28 protein-coding genes and 1 pseudogene are annotated in these 21,667 nt (G+C 58.7%); 11 read left to right on the forward strand and 18 right to left on the reverse strand.

Features of this window, described 5'->3' with window-relative positions:
* Positions 1–3 precede the first annotated feature (3 nt).
* The 4 genes from CKW19_RS26480 to CKW19_RS26495 all read right to left on the reverse strand — a co-directional run bounded on the left by CKW19_RS26480 (position 4) and on the right by CKW19_RS26495 (position 2,365).
* On the reverse strand, positions 4–441 hold the full coding sequence (locus CKW19_RS26480; protein WP_095061259.1) for a DUF3995 domain-containing protein: 438 nt from the start codon (positions 439–441) through the stop codon (positions 4–6).
* 136 nt (positions 442–577) lie between these two features.
* Complete coding sequence (locus CKW19_RS26485; RefSeq protein ID WP_095061261.1) at positions 578–1,594, reverse strand: ABC transporter substrate-binding protein; 1,017 nt, start codon at positions 1,592–1,594, stop codon at positions 578–580.
* 118 nt (positions 1,595–1,712) lie between these two features.
* Positions 1,713–1,916 carry a hypothetical protein gene (locus tag CKW19_RS26490; protein ID WP_095061263.1) on the reverse strand — a complete coding sequence of 68 codons (204 nt, stop codon included), beginning with the start codon at positions 1,914–1,916 and terminating at the stop codon, positions 1,713–1,715.
* A complete protein-coding gene (locus CKW19_RS26495; protein ID WP_177408855.1) occupies positions 1,916–2,365 on the reverse strand; it encodes a hypothetical protein in 450 nt (149 codons plus the stop codon). The genes CKW19_RS26490 and CKW19_RS26495 overlap by 1 nt, the downstream gene beginning before the upstream one ends.
* 431 nt (positions 2,366–2,796) lie before the next feature.
* On the opposite strand from CKW19_RS26495, the gene CKW19_RS29275 reads away from it, so the two are divergent.
* The 3 genes from CKW19_RS29275 to CKW19_RS26510 all read left to right on the forward strand — a co-directional run bounded on the left by CKW19_RS29275 (position 2,797) and on the right by CKW19_RS26510 (position 3,811).
* On the forward strand, positions 2,797–3,042 hold the full coding sequence (locus tag CKW19_RS29275; protein ID WP_095061265.1) for a hypothetical protein: 246 nt from the start codon (positions 2,797–2,799) through the stop codon (positions 3,040–3,042).
* Between the two features lie 162 nt (positions 3,043–3,204).
* The gene (locus CKW19_RS26505; RefSeq protein ID WP_095061267.1) at positions 3,205–3,435 is read left to right on the forward strand and encodes a hypothetical protein; all 231 of its coding nucleotides are present in this window, start codon (positions 3,205–3,207) and stop codon (positions 3,433–3,435) included.
* 133 nt (positions 3,436–3,568) lie between these two features.
* Positions 3,569–3,811: a DUF2789 domain-containing protein gene (locus CKW19_RS26510; protein ID WP_095061269.1), complete on the forward strand. Its 243-nt coding sequence runs from the start codon at positions 3,569–3,571 to the stop codon at positions 3,809–3,811.
* Positions 3,812–3,816: 5 nt separating this feature from the next.
* On the opposite strand, the gene CKW19_RS26515 is transcribed toward CKW19_RS26510, so the two are convergent.
* A complete protein-coding gene (locus CKW19_RS26515) occupies positions 3,817–4,020 on the reverse strand; it encodes a hypothetical protein (RefSeq protein WP_095061270.1) in 204 nt (67 codons plus the stop codon).
* A 143-nt stretch (positions 4,021–4,163) separates the two neighbouring features.
* Here CKW19_RS26515 and CKW19_RS29635 point away from each other — a divergent pair, with 143 nt between their 5' ends.
* On the forward strand, positions 4,164–4,409 hold the full coding sequence (locus tag CKW19_RS29635; RefSeq protein WP_143498352.1) for a hypothetical protein: 246 nt from the start codon (positions 4,164–4,166) through the stop codon (positions 4,407–4,409).
* 12 nt (positions 4,410–4,421) lie between these two features.
* Here the strand turns inward: CKW19_RS29635 and CKW19_RS26520 are convergent, their stop codons facing one another.
* The gene (locus CKW19_RS26520) at positions 4,422–4,826 is read right to left on the reverse strand and encodes a TraR/DksA family transcriptional regulator (protein WP_007907888.1); all 405 of its coding nucleotides are present in this window, start codon (positions 4,824–4,826) and stop codon (positions 4,422–4,424) included.
* Between the two features lie 349 nt (positions 4,827–5,175).
* Here CKW19_RS26520 and CKW19_RS26525 point away from each other — a divergent pair, with 349 nt between their 5' ends.
* The 3 genes from CKW19_RS26525 to CKW19_RS26535 all read left to right on the forward strand — a co-directional run bounded on the left by CKW19_RS26525 (position 5,176) and on the right by CKW19_RS26535 (position 8,078).
* On the forward strand, positions 5,176–5,787 hold the full coding sequence (locus CKW19_RS26525) for a glutathione S-transferase N-terminal domain-containing protein (RefSeq protein ID WP_095061272.1): 612 nt from the start codon (positions 5,176–5,178) through the stop codon (positions 5,785–5,787).
* 235 nt (positions 5,788–6,022) lie between these two features.
* The gene (locus tag CKW19_RS26530) at positions 6,023–6,706 is read left to right on the forward strand and encodes a response regulator transcription factor (protein WP_095061274.1); all 684 of its coding nucleotides are present in this window, start codon (positions 6,023–6,025) and stop codon (positions 6,704–6,706) included.
* Positions 6,684–8,078 (forward strand): HAMP domain-containing sensor histidine kinase, encoded by a 1,395-nt coding sequence (locus CKW19_RS26535; protein WP_095061276.1) that lies wholly within the window; start codon positions 6,684–6,686, stop codon positions 8,076–8,078. The genes CKW19_RS26530 and CKW19_RS26535 overlap by 23 nt, the downstream gene beginning before the upstream one ends.
* A gap of 135 nt (positions 8,079–8,213) precedes the next feature.
* Here the strand turns inward: CKW19_RS26535 and CKW19_RS26540 are convergent, their stop codons facing one another.
* Positions 8,214–8,810, reverse strand: a complete 597-nt coding sequence (locus tag CKW19_RS26540) for a DinB family protein (RefSeq protein ID WP_095061278.1) — start codon at positions 8,808–8,810, stop codon at positions 8,214–8,216.
* Positions 8,811–9,007: 197 nt separating this feature from the next.
* Here CKW19_RS26540 and CKW19_RS26545 point away from each other — a divergent pair, with 197 nt between their 5' ends.
* Positions 9,008–9,328: a DUF2388 domain-containing protein gene (locus CKW19_RS26545; RefSeq protein ID WP_095061301.1), complete on the forward strand. Its 321-nt coding sequence runs from the start codon at positions 9,008–9,010 to the stop codon at positions 9,326–9,328.
* Between the two features lie 78 nt (positions 9,329–9,406).
* Complete coding sequence (locus CKW19_RS26550; protein WP_095061280.1) at positions 9,407–10,066, forward strand: isoprenylcysteine carboxylmethyltransferase family protein; 660 nt, start codon at positions 9,407–9,409, stop codon at positions 10,064–10,066.
* Between the two features lie 35 nt (positions 10,067–10,101).
* Here the strand turns inward: CKW19_RS26550 and CKW19_RS26555 are convergent, their stop codons facing one another.
* The 5 genes from CKW19_RS26555 to CKW19_RS26575 all read right to left on the reverse strand — a co-directional run bounded on the left by CKW19_RS26555 (position 10,102) and on the right by CKW19_RS26575 (position 13,215).
* The gene (locus CKW19_RS26555; RefSeq protein ID WP_095061282.1) at positions 10,102–10,767 is read right to left on the reverse strand and encodes an HAD-IA family hydrolase; all 666 of its coding nucleotides are present in this window, start codon (positions 10,765–10,767) and stop codon (positions 10,102–10,104) included.
* 61 nt (positions 10,768–10,828) lie between these two features.
* A complete protein-coding gene (locus tag CKW19_RS26560; protein ID WP_095061303.1) occupies positions 10,829–11,236 on the reverse strand; it encodes a response regulator in 408 nt (135 codons plus the stop codon).
* Between the two features lie 274 nt (positions 11,237–11,510).
* Positions 11,511–11,762 (reverse strand): pentapeptide MXKDX repeat protein, encoded by a 252-nt coding sequence (locus tag CKW19_RS26565; protein WP_095061284.1) that lies wholly within the window; start codon positions 11,760–11,762, stop codon positions 11,511–11,513.
* Between the two features lie 53 nt (positions 11,763–11,815).
* Positions 11,816–12,601 (reverse strand): molybdopterin-dependent oxidoreductase, encoded by a 786-nt coding sequence (locus CKW19_RS26570; RefSeq protein ID WP_095061286.1) that lies wholly within the window; start codon positions 12,599–12,601, stop codon positions 11,816–11,818.
* The gene (locus CKW19_RS26575) at positions 12,598–13,215 is read right to left on the reverse strand and encodes a cytochrome b/b6 domain-containing protein (RefSeq protein ID WP_095061287.1); all 618 of its coding nucleotides are present in this window, start codon (positions 13,213–13,215) and stop codon (positions 12,598–12,600) included. The genes CKW19_RS26570 and CKW19_RS26575 overlap by 4 nt, the downstream gene beginning before the upstream one ends.
* A gap of 256 nt (positions 13,216–13,471) precedes the next feature.
* Here CKW19_RS26575 and CKW19_RS26580 point away from each other — a divergent pair, with 256 nt between their 5' ends.
* Entirely contained in the window at positions 13,472–14,416 is a 945-nt protein-coding gene (locus tag CKW19_RS26580) for a class I SAM-dependent methyltransferase (RefSeq protein ID WP_095061289.1), read from the forward strand.
* A 465-nt stretch (positions 14,417–14,881) separates the two neighbouring features.
* On the opposite strand, the gene CKW19_RS26585 is transcribed toward CKW19_RS26580, so the two are convergent.
* The 6 genes from CKW19_RS26585 to CKW19_RS26610 all read right to left on the reverse strand — a co-directional run bounded on the left by CKW19_RS26585 (position 14,882) and on the right by CKW19_RS26610 (position 21,317).
* The gene (locus CKW19_RS26585; RefSeq protein WP_095061291.1) at positions 14,882–15,571 is read right to left on the reverse strand and encodes a GNAT family N-acetyltransferase; all 690 of its coding nucleotides are present in this window, start codon (positions 15,569–15,571) and stop codon (positions 14,882–14,884) included.
* 174 nt (positions 15,572–15,745) lie between these two features.
* Positions 15,746–18,235 (reverse strand): TonB-dependent siderophore receptor, encoded by a 2,490-nt coding sequence (locus CKW19_RS26590; RefSeq protein WP_095061293.1) that lies wholly within the window; start codon positions 18,233–18,235, stop codon positions 15,746–15,748.
* A 116-nt stretch (positions 18,236–18,351) separates the two neighbouring features.
* The gene (locus CKW19_RS26595) at positions 18,352–19,305 is read right to left on the reverse strand and encodes a FecR domain-containing protein (RefSeq protein WP_095061295.1); all 954 of its coding nucleotides are present in this window, start codon (positions 19,303–19,305) and stop codon (positions 18,352–18,354) included.
* A 3-nt stretch (positions 19,306–19,308) separates the two neighbouring features.
* Positions 19,309–19,818, reverse strand: a complete 510-nt coding sequence (locus tag CKW19_RS26600) for a sigma-70 family RNA polymerase sigma factor (RefSeq protein ID WP_095061296.1) — start codon at positions 19,816–19,818, stop codon at positions 19,309–19,311.
* A 130-nt stretch (positions 19,819–19,948) separates the two neighbouring features.
* Positions 19,949–20,518 (reverse strand): YceI family protein, encoded by a 570-nt coding sequence (locus CKW19_RS26605; RefSeq protein WP_095061297.1) that lies wholly within the window; start codon positions 20,516–20,518, stop codon positions 19,949–19,951.
* Between the two features lie 121 nt (positions 20,519–20,639).
* Positions 20,640–21,317: a phosphoribosyltransferase gene (locus CKW19_RS26610; RefSeq protein WP_095061298.1), complete on the reverse strand. Its 678-nt coding sequence runs from the start codon at positions 21,315–21,317 to the stop codon at positions 20,640–20,642.
* A 189-nt stretch (positions 21,318–21,506) separates the two neighbouring features.
* On the opposite strand from CKW19_RS26610, the pseudogene CKW19_RS26615 reads away from it, so the two are divergent.
* Positions 21,507–21,667 (forward strand): annotated as a pseudogene (locus tag CKW19_RS26615) (IS256 family transposase); the annotation flags it as partial.

Consider the following 21,667-nt stretch of genomic DNA (forward strand, 5'->3'; position numbering starts at 1 on the left):
CAGTCAGCACCAGGCCACCGCCAGCAACCCCGCGCCCAGCACCACACACAGCGGCGAGTAAACCCAGCTATCGAGCTGGGCAAACTTCGAGCCCTTGATCTCTTTGAAAAAACCCACCAGCTCCGAATCACCGATGGCCCTGGCGAACAGCATCACCGCAATCGCACTGATCAACCATTGCAGTGCCGGGTGCTGTACCTGCGGCAACCACCAGCCAACGCGCAAACACACGACAATGGCAATCAACAGCAGACACGCCGCGACACCCAGCGTGATCCAGCCTCGCGGCTTAAAGGCCGGCCGTAAGCGCATCCCGCCCTCCACCGGTACTTGCGGCACCGCAGCCACTGCCGCCCACTCGCCACCCATCGCCCAATACACATGCATCAGGCTGATCGTGGCAAACGTCGTCACCAGCCATTGTGCCAATACCAAGGTCATTTTCAGGCTTCCTTGAAAAGGGTCTGAACAAACATCCTAGTCGGCATTTGGTGAAGCGCACGACCGATTGGCGGTGACGTCGTTTGGGCTGACCATTGGTTGTGCGATGTCACCGCCCCCACATCCGGACGCTGAATCACTTCATCCCGGCCGCGACCTTGTCCGCCACATCCTTGGGCAGCCACGCTTGCCAGACCTCCGGATATTTGTTCATGAATGCTTCCGCAGCCTGACGCGGTGGTGTGTGTTTTTCACTCATCTCGGCCAGCGCCTTGTTCAACGGATCAATTGGAAAATCGACTTTGCTGAAGAACTCGACAATCTGCGGATACTGCTTCTGGAATGGCGTGGACACGCCGATGGACAACTTCGAGGCCAGCGAACGGGTCGGCAGGGGATTGGGATTGTCGGCGTCGGTCAGGGTCTTCCAGGCTTCGGCGTCGAACGGTGGTTCTTCCAGCTGGATCAGCTTGAAACGACCGAGCAACGGTGTGGGTGACCAATAGTAGAACAACACCGGTTTCCCACGGCGGATTGACGAAGTGATCTCAGCGTCCAGCGCCGCGCCGGAACCACTGCGGAAGTTCACGTAGCTGTCGTCCAGCTTGTAGGCCTTGAGCTTCTGCTTGTTGACCACTTCCGAAGTCCAGCCGATGGGGCTGTTGAGGAAGCGTCCTTTGTTAGGCGCCTCCGGGTCTTTGAACACGTCCTTGTAGCGCGGCAGGTCGCTGACACTGCGCAGGTCCGGCGCCATTGGCTTGATGCCCTTGGCCGGGTCACCCTTGATCACATACTCCGGCACCCACCAGCCTTCGGTAGCGCCCTTGACCGTGTCGCCAAGACTCACGACTTTACCTTCGGCCTCCGCCTTGACCCAGACCGGACTGCGACCGGCCCACTCTTCGCCGATGACCTGAATGTCATTGTTCGCCAGCGCGGTTTCCAGGGTAATGGTGGTGCCCGGCAAGGTGTCTGTGGGCAGGCCGTAGCCCTTCTCGACGATGATGCGCAAGACATCGGTAATCAGGCTGCCGCTTTCCCAGTTCAGGTCGGCGAAGTGAATCGGCGCCTGGGCGGCGAACACCTGGACGGGAGCCGCCAACAACCCGAAAGTGGCGGCGACCGCGGTCAGCAACCGTCGAAATCCGTTCATGCTTTTGCACCTCGTGCTGTTCACAGCAATAGCAGGATGGCCTGGCAGAAGACCGCGAAGCCTCTGAATATTCAGTCATCTGACTGTAGTAGAGGTTCCTGCTTTCGAGGGGCATGGATCAATTTTCGGAAGTTTCCTGCAACCGGGCCAGCTCTCTTCTGACCATGCTGGCGTATTCCGCCGGCTGCAACTTGTAAAGCTGTGACGCCACCCAATTCAGCCACGCGCCCTGCAGAACAGCCTTCTGTTCAAACAATTGCTGCGCCTGGGCTTGGGCACTGGTCGAGTTCTGCTCGTGGAAGTCGGCGCGGTTCAGGGTCATTACTCGCTGGCCTTGAACGTCACCAGCTCGCCCTTGCGCCATTTGGCTGCCTTGGCCGTCACCGCTTTCAGGGTTTTGGTCAGGCCTTCCTGCAATTGCTCGTGGGCGGCAAATATCGTCACCACGCTGTGCCCTTCCTTGAACAGAATGGCCTGTCCGTCGGCCGTCGTGACGAAGGCGTAATCGCCCAGGCCGTAGACCGTCAGTTTGATGTCGCGGAACTTGATGTCCAGCTTGCCGCCTTCACGGCTGGGCAATACGGACGCGCTGAAATGGTCGCCGACCTTGAGTTTGAGTCCAGGTTTGTCGTCCACCACCAGGGCTGATTCGGTGTCGAGTTCGGCAATGTAAATGCCTTCAGCGTTCTGTTCGGTGATGTAAACGAAACGTGACTGAAACAGCTTGACCAGCTTTGCGCGCAAATCACCCAACACGAACAAAGCATGCATATCGAGATTACTTACTGCCAAGGAAACATCCCCACATTTGAAAAGAATGCCGCACGCAGGAAAAGCGCACGGCCAAAAATAGCGGCAATGCCGAAGGTAAACCAGATAACCCGGGTTGAAGTCCTGAATGAGCAGTGCACTCATTCATCACGAAGCGTCAGAAGAATACTGGAACGACACTGGAATCGTCCTGCGTGACGTTCGTCATAGGTTGAAGGAAAACGCCCTTCCAACAGCCAGAAAATTATGGACTATCAACTTCAGGGAAAAAACCGATCAAGAAAAGCAATTTTCCTACATATCGCACGCGAAAAATTGCTTTAGATAAACATCATCCACCCACCAGTGAGGGGGATTCTAGAGCAGCGATGCTCTTCCAGACTACCCATAACGACGTACATACGTCGGTAAACCCATGAAAAGGACTTCATATGTGCACGCTGACACACTTCACCCACACCGTGGCACCCTCCACTGGCACCCCCTCGACGCTGCATTCCGTACTGTTTTCCCTCCATCAGCCAGCGTTTGAACAACCGATCCAGCCCCGTTTTCGGGTGGTTTTGGCGGGTAAAGCCTTCTTCCACATCAAGGAAATTTCCACGGGCTGCGTCAGAGGTTTCCGAGCGAGCCATAACGAAGCCTGCGCCCTCGCCCGCTTTCTTGAATCACGTTAATGCCCCATTCCCGTCAAAAGTGCCGACGCCTGTTTTCGTCTGGCCGACGACTTAACAACCGTCGACAGGCAACTACTGCCATACTGCCCGCCCAATGAAACGCGGCCCAACAGGCCGGGCCGCGTTGAAGACAACAATATATTTTCAAGGGAAGGCTGTTACGTGACGGAATTTGATATCGGCGAGTTTTTTATCCGGGGCGAAGCCAGAGAAATCGACGGCGAGTTCCAGGCGGTCATAGTCATGCGCGCCAAACCACCACTGAAAACCGTGACCTTTCATCAGGTCGAGAAAGATCGCTGGTTCAAGTCCTCGGACGTGGCCGCCATCGCCGCCCAGGAATCGGCCAAGGAATTGAAAGCGGCCGTAGATGCCGGAGCATTGAAAGCCTGAGGCCGCGTTTGCGGTCTATGCTCACTGCTGCGTTTGAACATCGCAATCGAACTCCTGAAGCGCGGTTTCCTCAGATGCAATGAAGCCGCCCCTTCATATCCCGACGCGACTGATGACCTGCAAGGAGATGAAAATGGAATCACCGACCCACGAATTGAAAGGCTTGTTCGACCAGCTCGGCCTGGATTCCGGTGCGAAAGCTATCGACGATTTCATTGCCAGCCACTCCCCTCTGCCCGACGACAAAAAACTCATCGATGCCGAGTTCTGGACCCCGCAACAGTCTGCCTTCCTGAAAGAGCAACTGCGTGCAGACGCTGATTGGGCAGGGGTGGTTGATGAATTGAACCTGCGCATGCACCAGTCCCACAAATAGCGAACTCAATGCAGGCTGTCAGGTGCTTCAGTTTTCAATTGCGCCAGCCAGGCAGCCTTGCATTCCTCAGCTTCAGTGCGGCTGGAGAATGCTGTGCCGCAGCGTTCGCCGTTGAGCAACACGATCCAGCAAACACTGCGCCCCAATGCACGCAGCGTGGCGGGCACACCGCTGCCGATCATGACCGCGACATCAACTTTGCTTTGCATGCTGACCTCTCAACTTAATTAGCAGCCTAACTAGTAGGTATGTTAATTAGTTTCCCGGCGAGGAAACAGCGATCACGCTGCACAGCTTTGTTGCTTACCCCGTAACAATCCCCTACCGATTCTAAGGCCGTGGATTCTCCGGCTTGCGCCTCGAAACACGCTGCAATCTGGCCGATGGAGTGGCTTTCTCGGTCCGGCAGTTGGCGGACAAACTGCAATCGCAGCTCGCGGCGGCGGCACAGATCGTCAGCAATGCCGAGGTGATGATCACCAGCTCGGGGAATCAAAGACAGCAGAACGCAAAGATCGCAGCCTTCGCCAGCGTCTACCACAATCTGGTAGCGCTGCCGAAGGCTGCGATCTTTTTCAGGCAGTCAACTTTGCATTGACTGCCCGTAGAATCAAGCCTGACGCTGGTGCTTGTCGATCTGCTCGTGACGTTCTTGAGCTTCGATGCAGTACTTGGTGGTCGGGCTGATCAGCAAGCGTTTCAGGCCAATCGCCTCACCGCTGTCATCGCACCAGCCGAAACTGTCTTCCTTGATGCGTTCCAGCGCTTGTTCCAACTGAGGCAGCATGCGCTGATCACGATCGATCGCGTTCACCAGCCAGGTGCGCTCTTCTTCAACGGAGGCCGCGTCAGCCGGATCGGCCGGAGTATCCAGGCTCTCGATGGCGATGCGGTTCTGTTCGATGCGCTCATGGGTTTCGACTTTCATGTTCTGCAACAGCTCAGAGAAAAAAGCATGTTGCTCGGCATTCATGTAGTCATCCGCCGGCATGGCCAGCAACTTGTCCTTTGTCATTGATATCTCTATAAAAAAACGTGCATTAAGGCGAATAAGGGAGCGTTCCGGCAGACCGGGTCAGGCCAGCGCAAAGGCGCCGTTTGTTCAAAGCGCCACCCGGCACTCAATTTACGAGGGGCGGCAGTCTACGGCCGACTTGAGGCATCAGCAACCGAAAAGACAGTGAATTTGTCCGACAAAGACCTGAAATTGCTCTGCGGCAGGCTTTTTGGCGTTAATCGGAGTGCGTTTATAGCAAGAAATTCAACCGAGCGGCTGTATATAGAGGACAAACGGCTGGATTTGCACCTCCCGCATCCTCAGCTAAGGTTGTCCCTCCCGAAATGGCCATATAAAGGAAAGGACCATGAAACTGATCGGCATGCTGGATTCACCCTACGTGCGGCGCGTCGCTATCTCTGCCAAACGTCTCGGTATTGCGTTGAAGCATGATTCGGTTTCGGTGTTCCGCCACTTTGAGCGATTCCAGCAGATCAATCCGGTAGTCAAAGCGCCGACGCTGGTGCTGGACGATGGCGAAGTGTTGATGGATTCCACGTTGATCATCGATTACCTGGAAACGTTGGCCGGTCCCGCCAACAGTTTGATGCCCGGCGAACCGACCCGCCGTCTGCGCTCGCTGCGCCTGATCGGCCTGGCCTTGGCTGCCAGCGAAAAATCCGTACAGCTTTATTACGAACGTAACCTGCGACCTGCGGACATTCAATATGAGCCGTGGGTGGAGCGGGTCGAAGGGCAATTGACAGCGGCCTATTCGGCACTGGAACGAGAGTTGGAAAAGCACCCGCTGAACACTGACGGTTCGATTGAACAGGACGGCATCACACTGGCGGTGGCCTGGAGCTTCACCAATCTGGTGGTGCCGGATCAGGTGGATGCGGCGCAGTTTCCCCACATCGCAGCGTACACGAAGTATGCCGAGGGGCTTGAGGTGTTTGTCAGCACCCCGATCGACTGACAGATTCGTTTCGCCTGATCTGCCGTCATCGCGAGCAAGCTTGCTCCTACAGTATTTTGTGGGAGCAACTGCCTTCACATGCCATTCGTCAGTCGACACAGGCCTTGCCTGTCACCCCGCTCCGGGTATTGTTCTGACGATGGTTTTAGCTAGATGAAAGTTAATTTATTAAGTCGTGGGAAATTCTTGGCAAAATGCTCGTAACTTCGTATTGAACTGCTAATCAGGCCAGCCCATGACCCGCATCTTGACCATCGAAGACGACGCCGTGACCGCCCGGGAAATCGTCGCCGAACTGAGCAACCACGGCCTGGATGTCGACTGGGTCGACAATGGTCGCGAAGGCCTGGAGCGTGCGGTCAGCGGCGACTATGACCTGATCACCCTCGATCGCATGTTGCCCGAACTCGATGGCCTGGCGATCGTCACTACGCTGCGGACCATGGGCGTGGAGACGCCGATCCTGATGATCAGCGCCCTCTCCGATGTCGATGAGCGCGTGCGCGGCTTGCGTGCCGGTGGCGACGATTACCTGACCAAACCCTTTGCCACCGATGAAATGGCCGCCCGGGTCGAAGTCCTGCTGCGTCGGCAAAACACCGTGACCGCCCAGGCCACCACTTTGCGTGTGGCCGACCTGGAACTGAACCTGATCAGCCATGAAGCCAGCCGCGACGGCCAACTGCTGACGCTGTTGCCCACCGAATACAAATTGCTGGAATTCCTGATGCGCAACTCCGGGCAGATCCTCTCGCGCATGATGATTTTCGAAGAGGTCTGGGGTTATCACTTCGACCCCGGCACCAATCTGATCGACGTCCACATTGGCCGTCTGCGCAAGAAGATCGACCCACCTGGCAATGTCCCACTGATTCGGACTGTGCGAGGCTCGGGTTATGTCATTGCCGAACCCGTCTAAAGGCTGGCGCTCTTCCAGCAGCCGTTTGCTGGCGCTCTACAGCTCGCTATTCGTGATCTGGAGCGGCATTCTCATGGGGGTCATGTACTACGAGGTGTCCGCTTACCTGGACAACCTGGCCAAGCACTCGCTGATGCAACGCCAGCACCTGTTTTCGCATTTTTCCGGTGAACAACTGGAAGACGTCCTTTCCGTCAGCATGACCTTCGACATTCGCGGTATCGACGCCTATGGCCTGTTCGATGCCCAACAACGCTACCTCCACGGCGCGCTGCGTCACATCCCGAAAGGCCTGCCGCTGGACGGCAAGATCCACATGCTCAGCGACTGCGCCGAGTCCGACGACCCGACCCTGCCCGCCGCCAGCTGCGACGCCGTGGCGACCCAGACCCGGGATGGCCGTTGGCTGATATTGATGCGCGACAACGGCTCGCTGTTTGCCGTAACCCGGATCATCCTGCACGCGTTGCTTTGGGGCATGACCCTGACCATTGTGCCGGGCATCATCGGCTGGCATGTGCTGCGGCGGCGTCCGTTGCGGCGCATCCGCGGGATTCAGGCCAGCGCCGAAGCCATCGTCGCCGGCGATCTGACCCGACGCCTGCCGCTGTCGGATCGTCGCGATGAACTGGACATGCTCGCCGCCATCGTCAACGCCATGCTCGAACGCATCGAGCATCTGATGCATGAGGTCAAGGGCGTGTGCGACAACATCGCCCATGACTTGCGCACACCGCTGACCCGCCTGCGCGCTCAGCTCTATCGTATGCAGCAACAGGCGGGCGAAGGTTCATCGCAAGCGGCGCAACTGGACCTGGTGCTCGCCGAAGCCGATACGCTGATGGCGCGTTTTCGCGGATTGCTGCGAATTTCCGAACTGGAGGATCGCCAGCGTCGGTCCGGGTTCGTTGATCTGGATCCGGTGCCGTTACTGCAAGAGTTGCATGAGTTCTATCTGCCCCTGGCGGAAGACGACGATCTGGTTTTTCAACTGCACGTGCCGGCGTCTTTGCCATCGCTGCATGGCGACCGGGCATTGCTGTTCGAGGCGCTGGCGAATCTGTTGAGCAACTCGATCAAATTCACTCCGCCGGGTGGCACGGTGATTTTGCGTGGGGTCAATGAGGGTGGGCATACGCGAATCGAAGTCCTCGATTCCGGCCCGGGTATTCCCGAGGCGGAACGCGAAGCGGTGTTTCAACGGTTTTATCGTGCCGAGGCCGGTAATCAGAAAAGCGGCTTCGGTCTTGGCCTGTCGATCGTCGCGGCGATTGCCAGCCTGCACGGGTTTACGCTGGAAGTGAGCCGCAGCGAACTTGGCGGCGCAAAGCTGGTGCTCGATTGTAAGCAGAGCTTGATGCCACCAGCCTGACTCACTCACTTCAACCCGACACAGAACCTGTAGGAGCGAGCTTGCTCGCGATAGCGATTTAATAGAAAGACGATGTTGTCCGGCACACCGCTATCGCGAGCAAGCTCGCTCCTACAGGTGAACAGGTGAGCAGCGTCAACGATAACGATCCGGCAGAACGCTGGTAGCGCTCGAAAACTGCACCGCACAGGGCGGTGCCACTGTCGGGGCATTTATCGTGCTCAGCCGTTCAGGCTCGGATTCACGCAGGTACACCGGCATGTCGGTCACCGGAGGCATGGCCGGAATCTCGAAGTACATCTGCACCACCCAACCGCGGTGGTAACTGGCGTGGTTGACCACGTGCATCAGCATCGCACCGGCGCTCATGGTGCCGCTTTCACCCGAGACAAACGTGAACTCGACCGGCTTGTTCAGCGACGCATCGGTTTGCCGGGCGCTCCAGTCGCAATACCAGTGATCGATCGCTTTTTGCGCCAGGTGCAGTTCCATCAAGTCTGAGTGCAACAGGTCGTGTGAAGTCTTGAAACCATGGCCGCGACCTTCGAGGTGAGCCTGCCAGATGCAGTCCACCACATACACGTGATTGAGGGTGCCGATCATGTTGTTGAACACCGATACCCGCGCTTTGTTGACCTCACCTGGCGGTAATTGCGCGAGGCTGTCAAAGAGCCGCTGGTTTGCCCAGCGTTTGTAATCGGCCAGCAGGCAGGCAGTGCGTGCAGTTATCATCAGAATGCTCCGATGGCGGTGTGCGCACACTCCAGCATAGACCTGATAGCGAAAAGAAAGCGCCAACACTGATTATCGGTAGAAAACGCTTCCCGTCCCGCACCGACTTGATGGGGCCAGGGAACTCCTGACTGCTCCCGCGCATCCTAGAATATGTGGTACTTCCCTTATGCTTCATGCTGTCGGAGGACACCGTCATGCGCCGTCTATTTATCCTCTCTTCCCTGGTACTTTGTTTGCCGTTCGGTTCGGCTATGGCCGATGTGGACGCCGAAGACGTAGCCACCTCGGCCGGGGTTTCCGCATCGCTGTACTCGACGTTCAAGGATGACAAAATGGTCATTCCTGCACGGGATGACGCCTCCAGCTTCGTGGCCAGCGGCGGTGCAATTCGCGGCGTTTATCTGGAGCAGGTCTTGCAGCGGATCCGGCAAAACCATCCCGATCTCAGCAACGCAAGCGACGAAGACCTGGCCCGGGCCATCCTCGTTCAGGATGGCATTGCGGCCGATCACTGAAGGTCGTCCACGCCAGCGGTGGGGCTTGTGACAGCGCGATAGCGTTTGCAGCCCTGCCTTGCTTGCGCGCACCCTGCGATGAAAATATCCGCCAAATTGGCGTTTTTAGCGGTGGCCAGCACCCTCGCCTACCTCGCTCTGGCGATGTGGGCACTGGGCGGTTTTGCGGCGTTTTTCGCCCACGGCGCGCTGGTCGCTGTGGCGATTGCCACGCTGGTGATGGCGATTGCCTCGCTGTTCACCGAGGGCAACTTGAGTTCAGGGGAACGTGAAGACCGGGCCAACCGCTGGGTCATTCCGGCCTTTGGCGTGATCGGAATCGTCAGCGGCTTTTTGCCCGCCTACACCGACCGAATCGATGTCTGGACCTTCGGGGGCGAAGGCGTTCGCTGGCTGGGCGCCCTGTTGTACATCATCGGCGGCGCCTTGCGTTTGTGGCCGGTGTTCGTGCTGGGCAATCGGTTTAGCGGGCTGGTGGCGATTCAACCGGGGCACAGGCTGGTGACGGACGGGATCTACCGAAACCTGCGCAACCCCAGCTATCTGGGGTTGCTGATCCTCGGCGTGGGCTGGGCGCTGGCCTTCCGCTCGGGGGTTGGGTTGCTGTTGGTGGCACTGACGGTGATCCCGCTGATTGCGCGGATCAATGCTGAAGAAGCCTTGTTGAAAGCGCAGTTCGGCAGCGAATACGAAGCCTACTGCGCCCGCAGTTGGCGGCTGGTGCCGGGACTTTACTGAAGCGGCACAATGCCCAATATAGGCTCGCGCCTACATTAGATCTGTTGCAGCTGGATGAAGCCCGGTTCGCTCAAACGAGCCAGAACCACGTCATAACGACTCAATGTCGCATGCTGCGTCTGAATCGGCTGATCGTGAGTCGCCGTGACAATCATCAAATCCGCCCCCGCCGCTTCACCCGCCAGAATCCCCACCGCTGCGTCTTCGAAAATCAGGCACTCGGCAGGCTCGACACCCAAGCGCCTGGCCGCGAGGCGGTAACCGCTCGGGTCAGGTTTCCCCGCTGTGACATCTTCGGCGGTGATCATCACTTCAGGCTCGGGAATGCCTGCCGCCGCCATCCGCCGCAACGCCAACGCCCGGGGTGCGGAGGTGACAATGGCCCACTGATGGGCTGGCAGTAGCTTGAGAAAAGCCGCCGCTCCAGCCACTTCAAAAACCCCTTCGACGTCCTCGATTTCCGCCTCGGTGATCCACTTCGCCTCGGCTTCGGCATCCACGCCCGGCAGCCCGAGACGCGTGATCGTGTCGATGGCACGGGCACCGTGAATGGTCGGCAAAAAAGCTTCCACATCAACCCCATGGCGCACCGCCCAAGTTGTCCAGACCCGCTCGGCGGCGGCGATGGAGGTGAGGACGGTGCCGTCCATGTCGAACAGAAAGGCGCGGTAAGGCGTGTTGAAAACACGGTGATCAGACACAGGAAAGAACCTCGCGGGTGCCGGGCGAATGTGTCCGGCAATGTAGCATCTGCGAACGAGGTCAGTTGAGTCGCCTGGATTTGAACGCACCGTCGACACAATCGAGCAGAGAGCCGATTGCCCAGGGTTTCTTGATGAAAGCCACCTTATGCCGCACACCGGAGCTGGCCGGGGTTTCGTAGCCGGACATGATCATGATCGGCTTGTCGGGCCAGCGATCACCGAACTGGTTGGCCAGATCCGCGCCATTGAGCGTGCCCGGCATGGTGATGTCAGTCAGCAACAACCCCACCTCGCACGCATGCTGCTCAAGATAGATTGATGCAGCATCCGCACTGATCTGTGGCTCAACCACAAAACCTTCCTCCTGCAGAATTTCACAGAGAAATTCCAGGATCAGCGGATCGTCCTCAACCACTAGAATCAATCCGCGAGGAAGGTGTGCGCCTGTCGTCGGTTCTCGACTCATGACCATGCCGCTCCCTGAGTGCTTCAATATTTTCGCGGGCTCTAGTCCGCACTTAAAAGGTATGAGCAGCTGACAGGACGGAAATTCATTTTTGATACAGCAAATCGAAAAACATCAGTGGCGGGTGGCGGAAAATCGAGAATTTCGCCGCCACAAAAAAACCTGTAATTGGAGCAAGCTTGCTCGCGATTGCGGTAGTTCAGCCGACATGGATAGCGGCTGGCACTACGCCTTCGCGAACAAGCTTGCTCCTACAGGTATCGGGTCGCGGCAGTTACTGCGACATTTCGCTTTTTTTCATCGCATCCTTGGACATGGCATCTTTTTTCATCTCGTCTTTCTTCATGCTGTCTTTGGACATGGCGTCCTTGGACATTTCGCTTTTTTTCATCGCGTCTTTGGACATCGCCTCCTTGGACATCGAATCTTTGCTCATGCTGTCGTTGCTCATGGTGTCAGCCGCGAAAACGGACGCGGCGCCAACAGCCAGGCACATGGACAACACAACAGTGGTCAACTTTTTCATGATGAAACTCCTTGAAGCTCAGGTTTGTGGACGGTGTGATGTTCAGGCGCCTCTCAGCTGCCACCGAACCAGTTGTAGCCCTGGTCTTCCCAGTAGCCGCCGGTGTAGGTGTTGCTGACGAAAATCGCCTGAATGTGTTTGGGGTTCTTGTAGCCAAGCTTGGTGGGCATGCGCAGCTTCATCGGGAAGCCGTACTCGCGCGGCAACACCGCGCCATCCCAGGTCAGCGCCAACAGGGTTTGCGCGTGCAGCGCGGTGGCCATGTCGATGCTGGTGTAGTAGTCGTCGGCGCATTTGAAGCCGACGTATTTGGCATCGGTGTCGGCGCCAATGCGCTTGAGGAAATCGCTGAAGCGCACGCCGCCCCAACGCCCGATGGCGCTCCAGCCTTCGACGCAGATGTGCCGGGTGATCTGCTCGGTCTGGGCCATGGCGCGCAGCTCTTCGAGGCGCCAGCTGCGCTTGTCGGCGACCAGGCCATTGACTTCCAGGCGATAGCTCTGCTCATCCACCGTCGGCGCTTCGTCGATGCCGTAGAAGGCATTGAACGGAAACGGCCGGGTGATCATCGACGCCGGATAGGTCGGTGCCATGGCGTTGGGGTTGAACAGCCAGCCCTGGACCCGATCGTTGAAGCGCGACATCGATGACAGCGCGGTCTCGACGCTGTCGTTGTCGGTGATGTTGCAACCGGACAACATCGCTACGCCGCCGAGGGTCAGGCCGCGCAGCAGAAACGAACGCCGCGAGCGGTCTTCGATCTGTGGCGCGAGGATCTTGCGGGCGTCGGTGAGGATCGATTGCTCGTCCAGCCCCGTGCCTTCGATGCGCTTTTTCATACGTGCTCCTTGCGGCCGACGATCATGGCCAACAGCGTTTTCGGAACCAGCGCGACCATCACCAGATGCACCGCGACAAAGCCCACCAACAGCGCCATGGCGAAGAAGTGCACACGCCGTGCGCCTTCGTATCCCCACAGCAACTCACGCAACAGCGGGAACTGCACCGACTTCCACAGCACCAGCCCGGAGAGCACCAGCAGGAGGATGTCGAGCATCACGAACAGGTAGGCAAAACGCTGCACCTGGTTGTAATGAGTGAGGTCGGCATGCCCCAGTTTTCCGCGTAATGCGGCCCCGAGGTCATGCAGCACGCCTTTGGGCGAGACCGGGAAGAAGCGGCGTTTCAGGCGTCCGCTGAACAGGTTGAAGGCCAGGTAGATCAGGCCGTTGATCGCCAGAAACCACATCGCCGCAAAATGCCATTGCAGCGCACCACCCAGCCAGCCGCCGAGGGTGATCGACTTGGGAAAACTGAAATCGTAGATCGGCGAGGCGTTGTAGATGCGCCAACCGCTGGCGACCATCACCAGCACCGCCAGGGCGTTGAGCCAATGGGTCAGCCGCAGCCAGCGTGGATGGCTGGCCTTGGGTGAAGCAGTTGTCTGCGACATGTCCGGCTCCCGGTTGTTGTTCGTTGGAGCCGAGTATGGAAGCCGGAAGATCGCCAAATCCTCACGTAAAGTTAAATTAAACGTGATAACTGGCATTGAATCTGTAGGAGCGAGCCTGCTCGCGATGGTGTGTCAGACAACGCATGGGTGCCTGATACACCATCGCGAGCAGGCTCGCTCCTACAGGGATTTGTGTAACCCGCAACAGACTCGGTTATGTTTAAATGCCGCCCCCACAAACGACCGACCCGACCCGATGAACCCTGAAGCCCTCGCCATCCTCAACGACCATCTGCTGACCGCCCTCGCGGCCGCCCCCGCCGAAACCCGTCGCCTGTTCCACGGGCGCGGGCGCTGCTGGCCGGGGCTGGAGCAAGTGACCGTGGACTGGCTGCAAGGCGTGGTGCTGGTGGCGCTGTTCAAGGAACCCGAAGCGGCGCAGCTCGAAAACCTGAAGCAGGTGCTGATGGCGATCACCCAGTCAGCGCAGTGGACGCAATCCGGTGCCCATACGCTGTTGCTGCAACATCGCTACCTGTTGCAAAGCACCACCGAATGGTTGCTCGGGGAAGAGATCGACGAACTGACGATCACCGAGGGTGGCCTGAAGTACCGCGTCGACCTGGGTCGCAAGCAAAACACCGGGCTGTTCCTCGACATGCGCTACGGTCGCGACTGGGTACGGGCCAACGCCGAAGGCAAACGGGTGTTGAATCTGTTCGCCTACACCTGCGGTTTCTCGGTGGCGGCCATCGAAGGCGACGCGACGCATGTGGTCAACCTCGACATGTCGAGCCCGGCCCTGAGCCGTGGCCGCGACAACCACCGGCTGAATGGCCACGACCTGGGCAAGGTAACCTTTCTCGGCCACGACCTGTTCAAGTCCTGGGGCAAGGTCATCGGCAAAGGCCCGTATGACCTGGTGATCATCGACCCGCCGTCGTTCCAGAAAGGCAGCTTCCTGCTGACCAAGGACTATCAGCGCGTGTTGCGCCGCCTGCCGGAATTGCTCAGTGCACAGGGCACGGTATTGGCCTGCATGAACGATCCGGCCTTCGGTGCCGACTTCCTGATTGACGGCGTGACTCGCGAGGCGCCAAGCCTGCGGTTTGAACAACGGCTGGAGAATCCGCCGGAGTTTCCGGACGCGGATGTCGAGTGTGGGCTGAAGGCGTTGGTGTTCAAACTCGGGGAAAGCTAAAAGATCGCAGCCTTCGGCGGCGCCTACGCAAATGTTGTAGGCGCTGCCGGGGCTGGAGTGGATTCGCGAAGCCGGGTTGCTCAACGACATCAACGGCTTTCACGTGAAGCCGGAACACGTGGCGCAGGCGATACGACTAGTGGTACTTGAGTGAAACACTCGGTCTTTCTAGGATGGAGTTACGCAGCCGCTTGTTTGCTCAACAAGCCGTTGCGTAAGTGGTGAGTGTTCTGAACCCCTACAAGCTCACCACTTGCTTCATGCGCATCTTGAGCCTCAACGGCTCTACTTCCTCCCCATCAAAGAGCTCTGAGGCTCTTTTTTAACCTTCTGAAAACCAACTCTTTTTAATGTGGGAGCGAGCCTGCTCGCGATGGCGTCGTGTCAGGTTCTGACATGTCGACTGAACGCCCTTCGCGAGCAGGATCGCTCCTACAGTGGGTTGTGGTGTTTGGTGGAGCGCGGTCAGAGATCAACGCCCAAACGCTCGCGCACAAACTCATGGGCCTTGCGCGTCAATTGGTCCAGGTGCCGGTCGCGCTGTTTCTCCGCATCGACCATCGCCCGCTTGCCGTGTTTTTGCAGCAGGTAGGTATGAATCTGCCGCACCTCCAGCGAACTGTAGATCGGTGCCACATCCAGCAACGGCATGAGCCCGTCGCTGCCGTGATCGCGGGTGTTCATCAGCACCTGGGTCGCGCGCACGCCCACCACCTGAAAACCCATCGACTCAAAGTACGGCACCTTCGTCACAGCGCAGGTCAGTTCGGCATGGGGGTAACGGCCGACCATCTCGCGCACCATCCGTCGCGCCACGCCGTGGCGCCGATGCTCCGCGTGAACGGCCATGTACGCCACGCCGCAAGCGTCCGGATCGTCCTTGACCGGCAGGTACAACAGAAAACCGATGACCGTGTCGGGCTCGTCCGGATCGGTGGCGACAATCAACTCCACGCTTATCCCTTTTGCCCCGTTCAACGCTTCCAGGTACAGATGAACCTCATAGCCGATCGCATACTGGTACACGTTGTGCAGCAGGTTGCTTGGCGGGATCGCGACCATGCTGATGTCAGTCAGGTTATCGACCACCATCTGCAGAATCTGGCTGTTGATGTGCTCGGGGCACGGTGTCTTGAAGTGGCTGATCTGGGGCATTGCGGGGATTGACTCCGGGGCGGTGTAAAGCGTTCGTCGCGGCCTATCATACCGTGTGCCGGCCTCATCGCGAGCAAGCTCGCACCTACAGGGGATCTGTGGTGCACACAAATCAAGTGTAGGAGCGAGCTTGCTCGCGATGGCGTCAGTGATCGCACCGCAAAATCAGGAGACTTACCAGTCGTACGTCATCTCAACCGAAGCCACCCGCTCCTGCCCGTAGTAGCAACCAAACGAATAATTGCAGTCCGACACGTACTCGCGGTCGAAAATGTTCTGCACATTCAGGCGGGTTTGCAAGCCACGCAGGCTTGGGTCGAGTTTGCCCATGTCGTAACTGACGGTGGTGTCATAGACAACCCACGATGGCACGTCGAACGAGTTGGCGGCATCACCCGGTTTACGCCCGGTGTAGCGCGCACCGGCGCCGAACGTCAGGCCGTTGAGGTTGGCCTGGGTAAAGTGATAGTCCACCCACATCGAAGCAGAGACTGGCGACTGCGCTTCGTTACGGTTGTCCTCGTTACCCCAGGTGTCCTTGGTGTAGAACGAATCCATGTAGCTGGCGGCCGCCATTACGTCGATGTTGTCCAGGCTCGATTTGACCTCCAGCTCGACGCCACGAGAACGCATTTCGCCGCTCTGGGACATGTACTCCGGATAGTCGTCATCGCCGGTCAGCACATTCTTCTGCTTGATTTGATAAACCGACGCAGTGATCAGCGTCTTCTCGAACGGCTGGTATTTCACACCCACTTCGTATTGCTCACCCTCGGTCGGGTCGAAGGCGCTGCCACCCCGTTGAGGCGCCGCAGTACCGAGTGTCGGCAGGAAGGATTCGGAGTAGCTGACGTACGGCGCCAGGCCGAACTCGGTGACGTAGGTCAGGCCCACCCGGCCGGTGAATTTATTGTCGCGCTTGGCTTCGTGGGTGGACGCGAGCAAGTCCTTGTTGTCGATTTCCGCCCAATCCTGGCGACCGCCAATGGTCAGGATCCACTGGTCCAGTTTGATCTGGTCCTGCACATACACGCCGGTCTGGCGCAGGGTGTTGTCCCACTGTGTGGTGAGCGTCGGCGTCACGCTGCTGGTGTCGTAGTTGTTCTTGCCGTACAGGTCGACCGGCAACACGTTGTTGGCGTTGTAGCCGTCGTACTTGCGAGAGAAATGCCGATAGTCCACGCCCACCAGCGTGGTGTGTTCCAGCGCACCGGTGTTGAATTTATATTCCAGGTTGTTATCGATGGTGTAGGCGATGTTGTGCTGATGCCAATCGACCTTGGCGCGATTGGCCCGGGTGTAATCGGTCACGCCATCGGCATCGGTGACGAAGCTGCGCAGGTAGAAACCTTTATAGCGGTCGCGCACGTCGGTGTAGCGCGCACTGGAGCGGTATTTCAGGTCTTCGCTGAAATCGTGGGTGAAGTCATAGCCGAAGACATACTGGTCACGCTTGTAGTCGTTGAAATCGGTGTCGCCGGAGAAAAAGTGGCGGTTGATTTTCTCACCGTTGGGGCCACGGTCGAGCGAACCGATTCTTGGCAACGACTGATAGTCAGGCACGCCGTCATCGCGTTGAACCTGCGCCAACAGCGTCAGGGCTGTCGCCTCGTTGATCGCCCAGGTCAGGCTCGGGGCCAGCAGCATGCGCTGGCTGTTGTTGTGGTCGACCTGTTCGTTGCCCTTGTCGGCGACACCGATCAGGCGATAGCTGAATTCTTTTTGCTCGTCGAGCGGGCCGCTGGTATCGAACGCTCCGTTCACCCGGTTGTAGCTGCCCGCGCCGAGTTTGATCTGGCTGCGTTGCTCGGTGGTCGGGCGCTTGGACACCATGTTGATCAGACCGCCCGGCTGGTTCTGCCCATAAAGCACCGACGACGGGCCCTTGAGCACTTCGATGCGTTCCAGGGTGTACGGATCGATTTGCGGCGCACCGCCGAGGCTGCCGGCGTAAGGGATGTAGGCACCGTCCAGATACAACGGCGTCGGCGCGAAGCCACGGCTGGTGATTTCATCGGCAATCGAGTTGCGGTCGGTGAACCCGCCGGTGTTCAACCCCGGCGTATAGCGCAAGGCCTGAGTCAGGTTGCGTGCACCTTGGGTTTCGACTTGGGCGGCGGTGACCACGTTGATGGTCTGCGGGATTTCCAGGATCGGCGTGTCAGTCTTGGTGGCGGTGGCGCTGCGGGTCGCGACGTAGCCGTCCACCGGCCCGTAAGCCGATTCGCTAACGATGCCCGAAATGCTCGTAGCGCCTAGCTGCAACGCGGCACCACTGGCCTGTATCGGTAGCAGCGAATAGCTTCCGTTGTCGTGGCGAACCGCCTCCAGCTTGCTCCCGGCCAGCAACTGGCGCAGACCGGCGTCTGTCGTATAGCGGCCCTGCAAGCCTGCGGTTTTCTGGCCGTTGGCATGGGCCGGATCGAACGAAACGGTTACGCCAGCGGTGGATGCAAACTGGGTCAGCGCCGAACCCAGCGGGCCGGCAGGAATGTTGAATTGCGCCTCGTCCGAGGTTTGCGCCCAGGCAGGCTGTGCCACCAACGTCATCGCCAATGGAACGGCCAGTGCCATGCCCAACAATGCGGCGTGAACCGCACGGTTCAAGGGTTTGATGGATGGCTGGGTAGAAGCGATGCGGTGTTGGGGATTGCGAGGGGTCATGCAGTTTCCTTTCGCCCGTTGGCAGTCAAATGGCGGCGTCTATCGCGCCTCTATCTACCAAGTCGAACGAGAATCAAAATCAATAACCCCTGCTGCGGATTTTTTTGCCGGAATACTCAAACCGCTTCCACCGTGGTCCAGTAACGGCTGAAACGACGGATACGCACAGGCAGCGTGGACGTCAGGTTGTCCAGCACCGCATCGGTGTTGCCGAGATGGAACGCCCCGGAAATTCGCAGTGCACCCACGGCCGGATCACAGCCCAGGTGCCCGGGACGGTAGCGCTGCAACTCGGTGATGAAATCCGCCAGGCGCCAATCGTTGGCAACCAGCATGTCGCGGGTCCAGGCATCCGCCAGTGCATTTGCAGGCAGTAAAGGCTCGATGCGGTCTTCACGGAAACCCACTTGCTGACCGGCATCAACCCGCACGGCAGCATCAGGCAGATGGGCGCTGCGCACCTCCACGGCATGCTCCTGCACACTGACCAGCGTGCGCCCCGCTTCGCTGCGTACGATGAACCGGGTGCCCAAAGCGCGGATGCTGCCTTCGGCGGTGTGCACAATGAACGGCCGAGCCAATGTGTCCCGGGCCGTTTCAATCTGGATTTCACCTGCCAGCAAACGCACTTCTCGCAGATTGTCGCCGTAGCGCACGTCCACTGCCGTGGCGGTGTTGAGTTGCAGGTGCGTGCCGTCATCCAGGCGCACGCGTCGGCGTTCACCGGTACGGGTGCGCTGGTCCGCCATCAACGTCGACAGTGGCGTGGTGTTCCAGGCCAGCGTCCCCGCCCCGCTCGCCACCACCAGCAGCGACAACACTTTGAGCACATCGCGACGCTTGGCCCGGGCGCTGGCCAACGTTGGCCGGGCGACGCCGGGGGACACCTGGCCGAGTTTGTCCTGCAAGCGCCCGAGACGCTCCCAGGCCTGCACATGCCGCGGATCACGCTCCAGCCAGCGTCGATGCGCCTCACGAACGGTTTCATCTGGCACGTCGTCGCGCAAGTCGACATACCAGCGCGCGGCGGCTTCCAGGGTGGCGTAATCCAGGGATTGCGGTTGCGCCAAGGCTCAGTCCTCAATCAACAACAGACAGTGCGTCAGGGCGCGCACGGCATGTTTCTTCACGGTGGTCACCGAGACATTCATGCGACGGCCTATTTCGACGTAGCTCAGGCCATCGAGTTGCGCCAGCAGGAAAATCTCCCGAGTCCGTTCACCCAGGCCATCGAGCAGACGGTCGATTTCCATCAGCGTTTCGATGACCAGCTCACGGGTTTCCGGCGACACCGCCACAGGTTCGGGGGTGGCTGCCAGCGTTTCCAGCCAGGCCTGTTCCAGCGCACGACGGCGGAACATGTCGATCATCAGGCTGCGGGCAATCGTACTGAGGTAGGCCCGCGGTTCACGCAGTTCGAGGGTTTTGCGCTGGGTCAGTACGCGAATGAACGTGTCCTGGGCAAGGTCCGCCGCATGATCGACACAACCGAGGCGCTTACGCAGCCAACCGCAGAGCCAACTGTGATGGTCCTCGTACAGCGTATGCACAGCGTGTTGCAGCGAGAGATCAGCGGAGGACATGAAAACGACCCGACACAAATGTTATTTGATAATGACTCTCATTTTCGTCGAAGCCGATGCGTTTTGGCAATAGTGGTTCTGTCAGCAACAATCCAATCCCTGTAGGAGTGTCGTTGACGGGCAGATGACCTCAGCGCTGCGGCGCCACCATGCGAAAGCGAATATTGATTTCGTTGGACACTAAATTGTCCGCCCACTCCCCTTCACCCATCTTGAAATCGTCGCGCTTGAGGGTCAGCTCACCGTCGAAGATGCCGATGGCGTTCTCTGATTTGAGCACCACCGGCACGTTCACCTGTCGTGTCTGCCCTCTGACGGAGAGGTTACCGGTGAAGGTGTAACGGTGGTTGCCGAGGTCTTGAATGGCCGTCGATTCGAACGTGGCCTGGGGATAGGTGTCGGTGTTGAACCACGCCGGTTTCTGCAATTCGCTCTTGGCGTCGCTGCTGTCGATATCGATGCTGTTGAGGTCGATGGTCAGCGCGGCATGGGCGGCGGTGGGGTTTTCCGTGTCGAAATCGAGGCGCCCCTCGAACTTGCCGAACGTGCCATAAACCCTGGAACCCAACTGCTGATAGGTAAAGCTGATGGTGCTGGCGGTGGCGTTCACGGCGGCGTATTCGACGGCGTCGGCGCGCGGCAAAACGCCGAGTGTGAGAACACCGGCCAACGCGACGAAACACAGTATTCGAGGGGTCATCGGACTCTCCGGGCGGGGCTCCCGAGATGATTTCAGCGCTGCACACCGAGACTGGTATCAGAAGGACTAAAGCAAAGAATCGGTGTTTATTCCACTTCGAACACCGACCGGGCAATGCCCATCAGGGCATCCCACTGTCCTCGCGTTGCCACGCCCGCTGCAACAATGCGATCACTTCGGCATCCGACGTCTGGGAAAAGTCCATGTACCAATGACCAATCGAGGTGAACCATTCAGGCATCAACGGACAAATCAGCTCATCCACTTCGCGGCGCAGCGCCTCTGCCGTTTCAATCGGCGCCACGGGCACGGCCACCACGATGCGCGCGGGTGACTGCACGCGCAGCGCATGGATCGCCGCCTTCATCGACGCGCCGGTCGCCAAGCCGTCGTCGATCAGAATCACCACTTGCTCCTTCAGCTTTACGGGCGCACGCGTGCCTCGATAAACCTGCTCACGGCGCAACAACTCGCGGGTTTCCCGTTCAACCACGGCATCGAACGTCACTTGATCAATCGGATGATCGCGCAGCGCTTCTTCATTGCGAATCTGAATGCCGCCACTGGCAATCGCGCCCATGGCGTACTCCGGTCTCGACGGCACGCCAAGCTTGCGCACCAGCATCAAGTCCAGACGCACGCCCAGCGCCCTGGCCACTTCATAGGCCACCGGCACGCCGCCACGGGGCAAGGCTAAAACGATGACATCGGGTCGGCGGGCGTAAGGTCGCAGCGCTTCAATCAAACGCCGCCCGGCTGCTGGCCGGTCTTGCAGGATGGAATGGGACAAGGGGCTCATGTGAAAACCTCCCCAGGCGATCGCGCCTGTCTTTTTCAGTCACATCGTCCATTGTGGCAAGGGCCTTTGTGGCGAGGGAGCTTGCCCCCGTTCGAGTGCGCAGCACTCGCAAAAACGAGATTACCAGGGCCGCTACGGGGGGTGTCAGAAATTTTGTGTTCGGGCATAACATGAGTAAGAGGTGCATGTATGCCAACCAAAAAGAAACCCGCGTTGCGAGAACTACCGAAAATCCCGAAAGAGCTGCTCGAGCAATTCACCGATGGACCGATGACCGCTGAAGCCATTGAGGACGCCTCTGCGGCGTTCAAGAAGGCTTTGATCGAGCGAGCCCTCAGTGCTGAGCTTGG

Source organism: Pseudomonas sp. Irchel s3f7 (genome assembly GCF_900187615.1).
Classification (GTDB): Bacteria; Pseudomonadota; Gammaproteobacteria; order Pseudomonadales; family Pseudomonadaceae; genus Aquipseudomonas.

Excerpts from the sequence above, each read along its gene's own strand:
- CKW19_RS26480 (WP_095061259.1), bottom strand. The coding sequence starts at position 441 with ATGACCTTGGTATTGGCACAATGGCTGGTGACGACGTTTGCCACGATC.
- CKW19_RS26485 (WP_095061261.1), bottom strand. The coding sequence starts at position 1,594 with ATGAACGGATTTCGACGGTTGCTGACCGCGGTCGCCGCCACTTTCGGG.
- CKW19_RS26490 (WP_095061263.1), bottom strand. The coding sequence starts at position 1,916 with ATGACCCTGAACCGCGCCGACTTCCACGAGCAGAACTCGACCAGTGCC.
- CKW19_RS26495 (WP_177408855.1), bottom strand. The coding sequence starts at position 2,365 with ATGCATGCTTTGTTCGTGTTGGGTGATTTGCGCGCAAAGCTGGTCAAG.
- CKW19_RS29275 (WP_095061265.1), top strand. The coding sequence starts at position 2,797 with ATGTGCACGCTGACACACTTCACCCACACCGTGGCACCCTCCACTGGC.
- CKW19_RS26510 (WP_095061269.1), top strand. The coding sequence starts at position 3,569 with ATGGAATCACCGACCCACGAATTGAAAGGCTTGTTCGACCAGCTCGGC.
- CKW19_RS26515 (WP_095061270.1), bottom strand. The coding sequence starts at position 4,020 with ATGCAAAGCAAAGTTGATGTCGCGGTCATGATCGGCAGCGGTGTGCCC.
- CKW19_RS26520 (WP_007907888.1), bottom strand. The coding sequence starts at position 4,826 with ATGACAAAGGACAAGTTGCTGGCCATGCCGGCGGATGACTACATGAAT.
- CKW19_RS26525 (WP_095061272.1), top strand. The coding sequence starts at position 5,176 with ATGAAACTGATCGGCATGCTGGATTCACCCTACGTGCGGCGCGTCGCT.
- CKW19_RS26530 (WP_095061274.1), top strand. The coding sequence starts at position 6,023 with ATGACCCGCATCTTGACCATCGAAGACGACGCCGTGACCGCCCGGGAA.
- CKW19_RS26535 (WP_095061276.1), top strand. The coding sequence starts at position 6,684 with ATGTCATTGCCGAACCCGTCTAAAGGCTGGCGCTCTTCCAGCAGCCGT.
- CKW19_RS26540 (WP_095061278.1), bottom strand. The coding sequence starts at position 8,810 with ATGATAACTGCACGCACTGCCTGCCTGCTGGCCGATTACAAACGCTGG.
- CKW19_RS26545 (WP_095061301.1), top strand. The coding sequence starts at position 9,008 with ATGCGCCGTCTATTTATCCTCTCTTCCCTGGTACTTTGTTTGCCGTTC.
- CKW19_RS26550 (WP_095061280.1), top strand. The coding sequence starts at position 9,407 with ATGAAAATATCCGCCAAATTGGCGTTTTTAGCGGTGGCCAGCACCCTC.
- CKW19_RS26560 (WP_095061303.1), bottom strand. The coding sequence starts at position 11,236 with ATGAGTCGAGAACCGACGACAGGCGCACACCTTCCTCGCGGATTGATT.
- CKW19_RS26565 (WP_095061284.1), bottom strand. The coding sequence starts at position 11,762 with ATGAAAAAGTTGACCACTGTTGTGTTGTCCATGTGCCTGGCTGTTGGC.
- CKW19_RS26570 (WP_095061286.1), bottom strand. The coding sequence starts at position 12,601 with ATGAAAAAGCGCATCGAAGGCACGGGGCTGGACGAGCAATCGATCCTC.
- CKW19_RS26575 (WP_095061287.1), bottom strand. The coding sequence starts at position 13,215 with ATGTCGCAGACAACTGCTTCACCCAAGGCCAGCCATCCACGCTGGCTG.
- CKW19_RS26580 (WP_095061289.1), top strand. The coding sequence starts at position 13,472 with ATGAACCCTGAAGCCCTCGCCATCCTCAACGACCATCTGCTGACCGCC.
- CKW19_RS26585 (WP_095061291.1), bottom strand. The coding sequence starts at position 15,571 with ATGCCCCAGATCAGCCACTTCAAGACACCGTGCCCCGAGCACATCAAC.
- CKW19_RS26590 (WP_095061293.1), bottom strand. The coding sequence starts at position 18,235 with ATGACCCCTCGCAATCCCCAACACCGCATCGCTTCTACCCAGCCATCC.
- CKW19_RS26600 (WP_095061296.1), bottom strand. The coding sequence starts at position 19,818 with ATGTCCTCCGCTGATCTCTCGCTGCAACACGCTGTGCATACGCTGTAC.
- CKW19_RS26605 (WP_095061297.1), bottom strand. The coding sequence starts at position 20,518 with ATGACCCCTCGAATACTGTGTTTCGTCGCGTTGGCCGGTGTTCTCACA.
- CKW19_RS26610 (WP_095061298.1), bottom strand. The coding sequence starts at position 21,317 with ATGAGCCCCTTGTCCCATTCCATCCTGCAAGACCGGCCAGCAGCCGGG.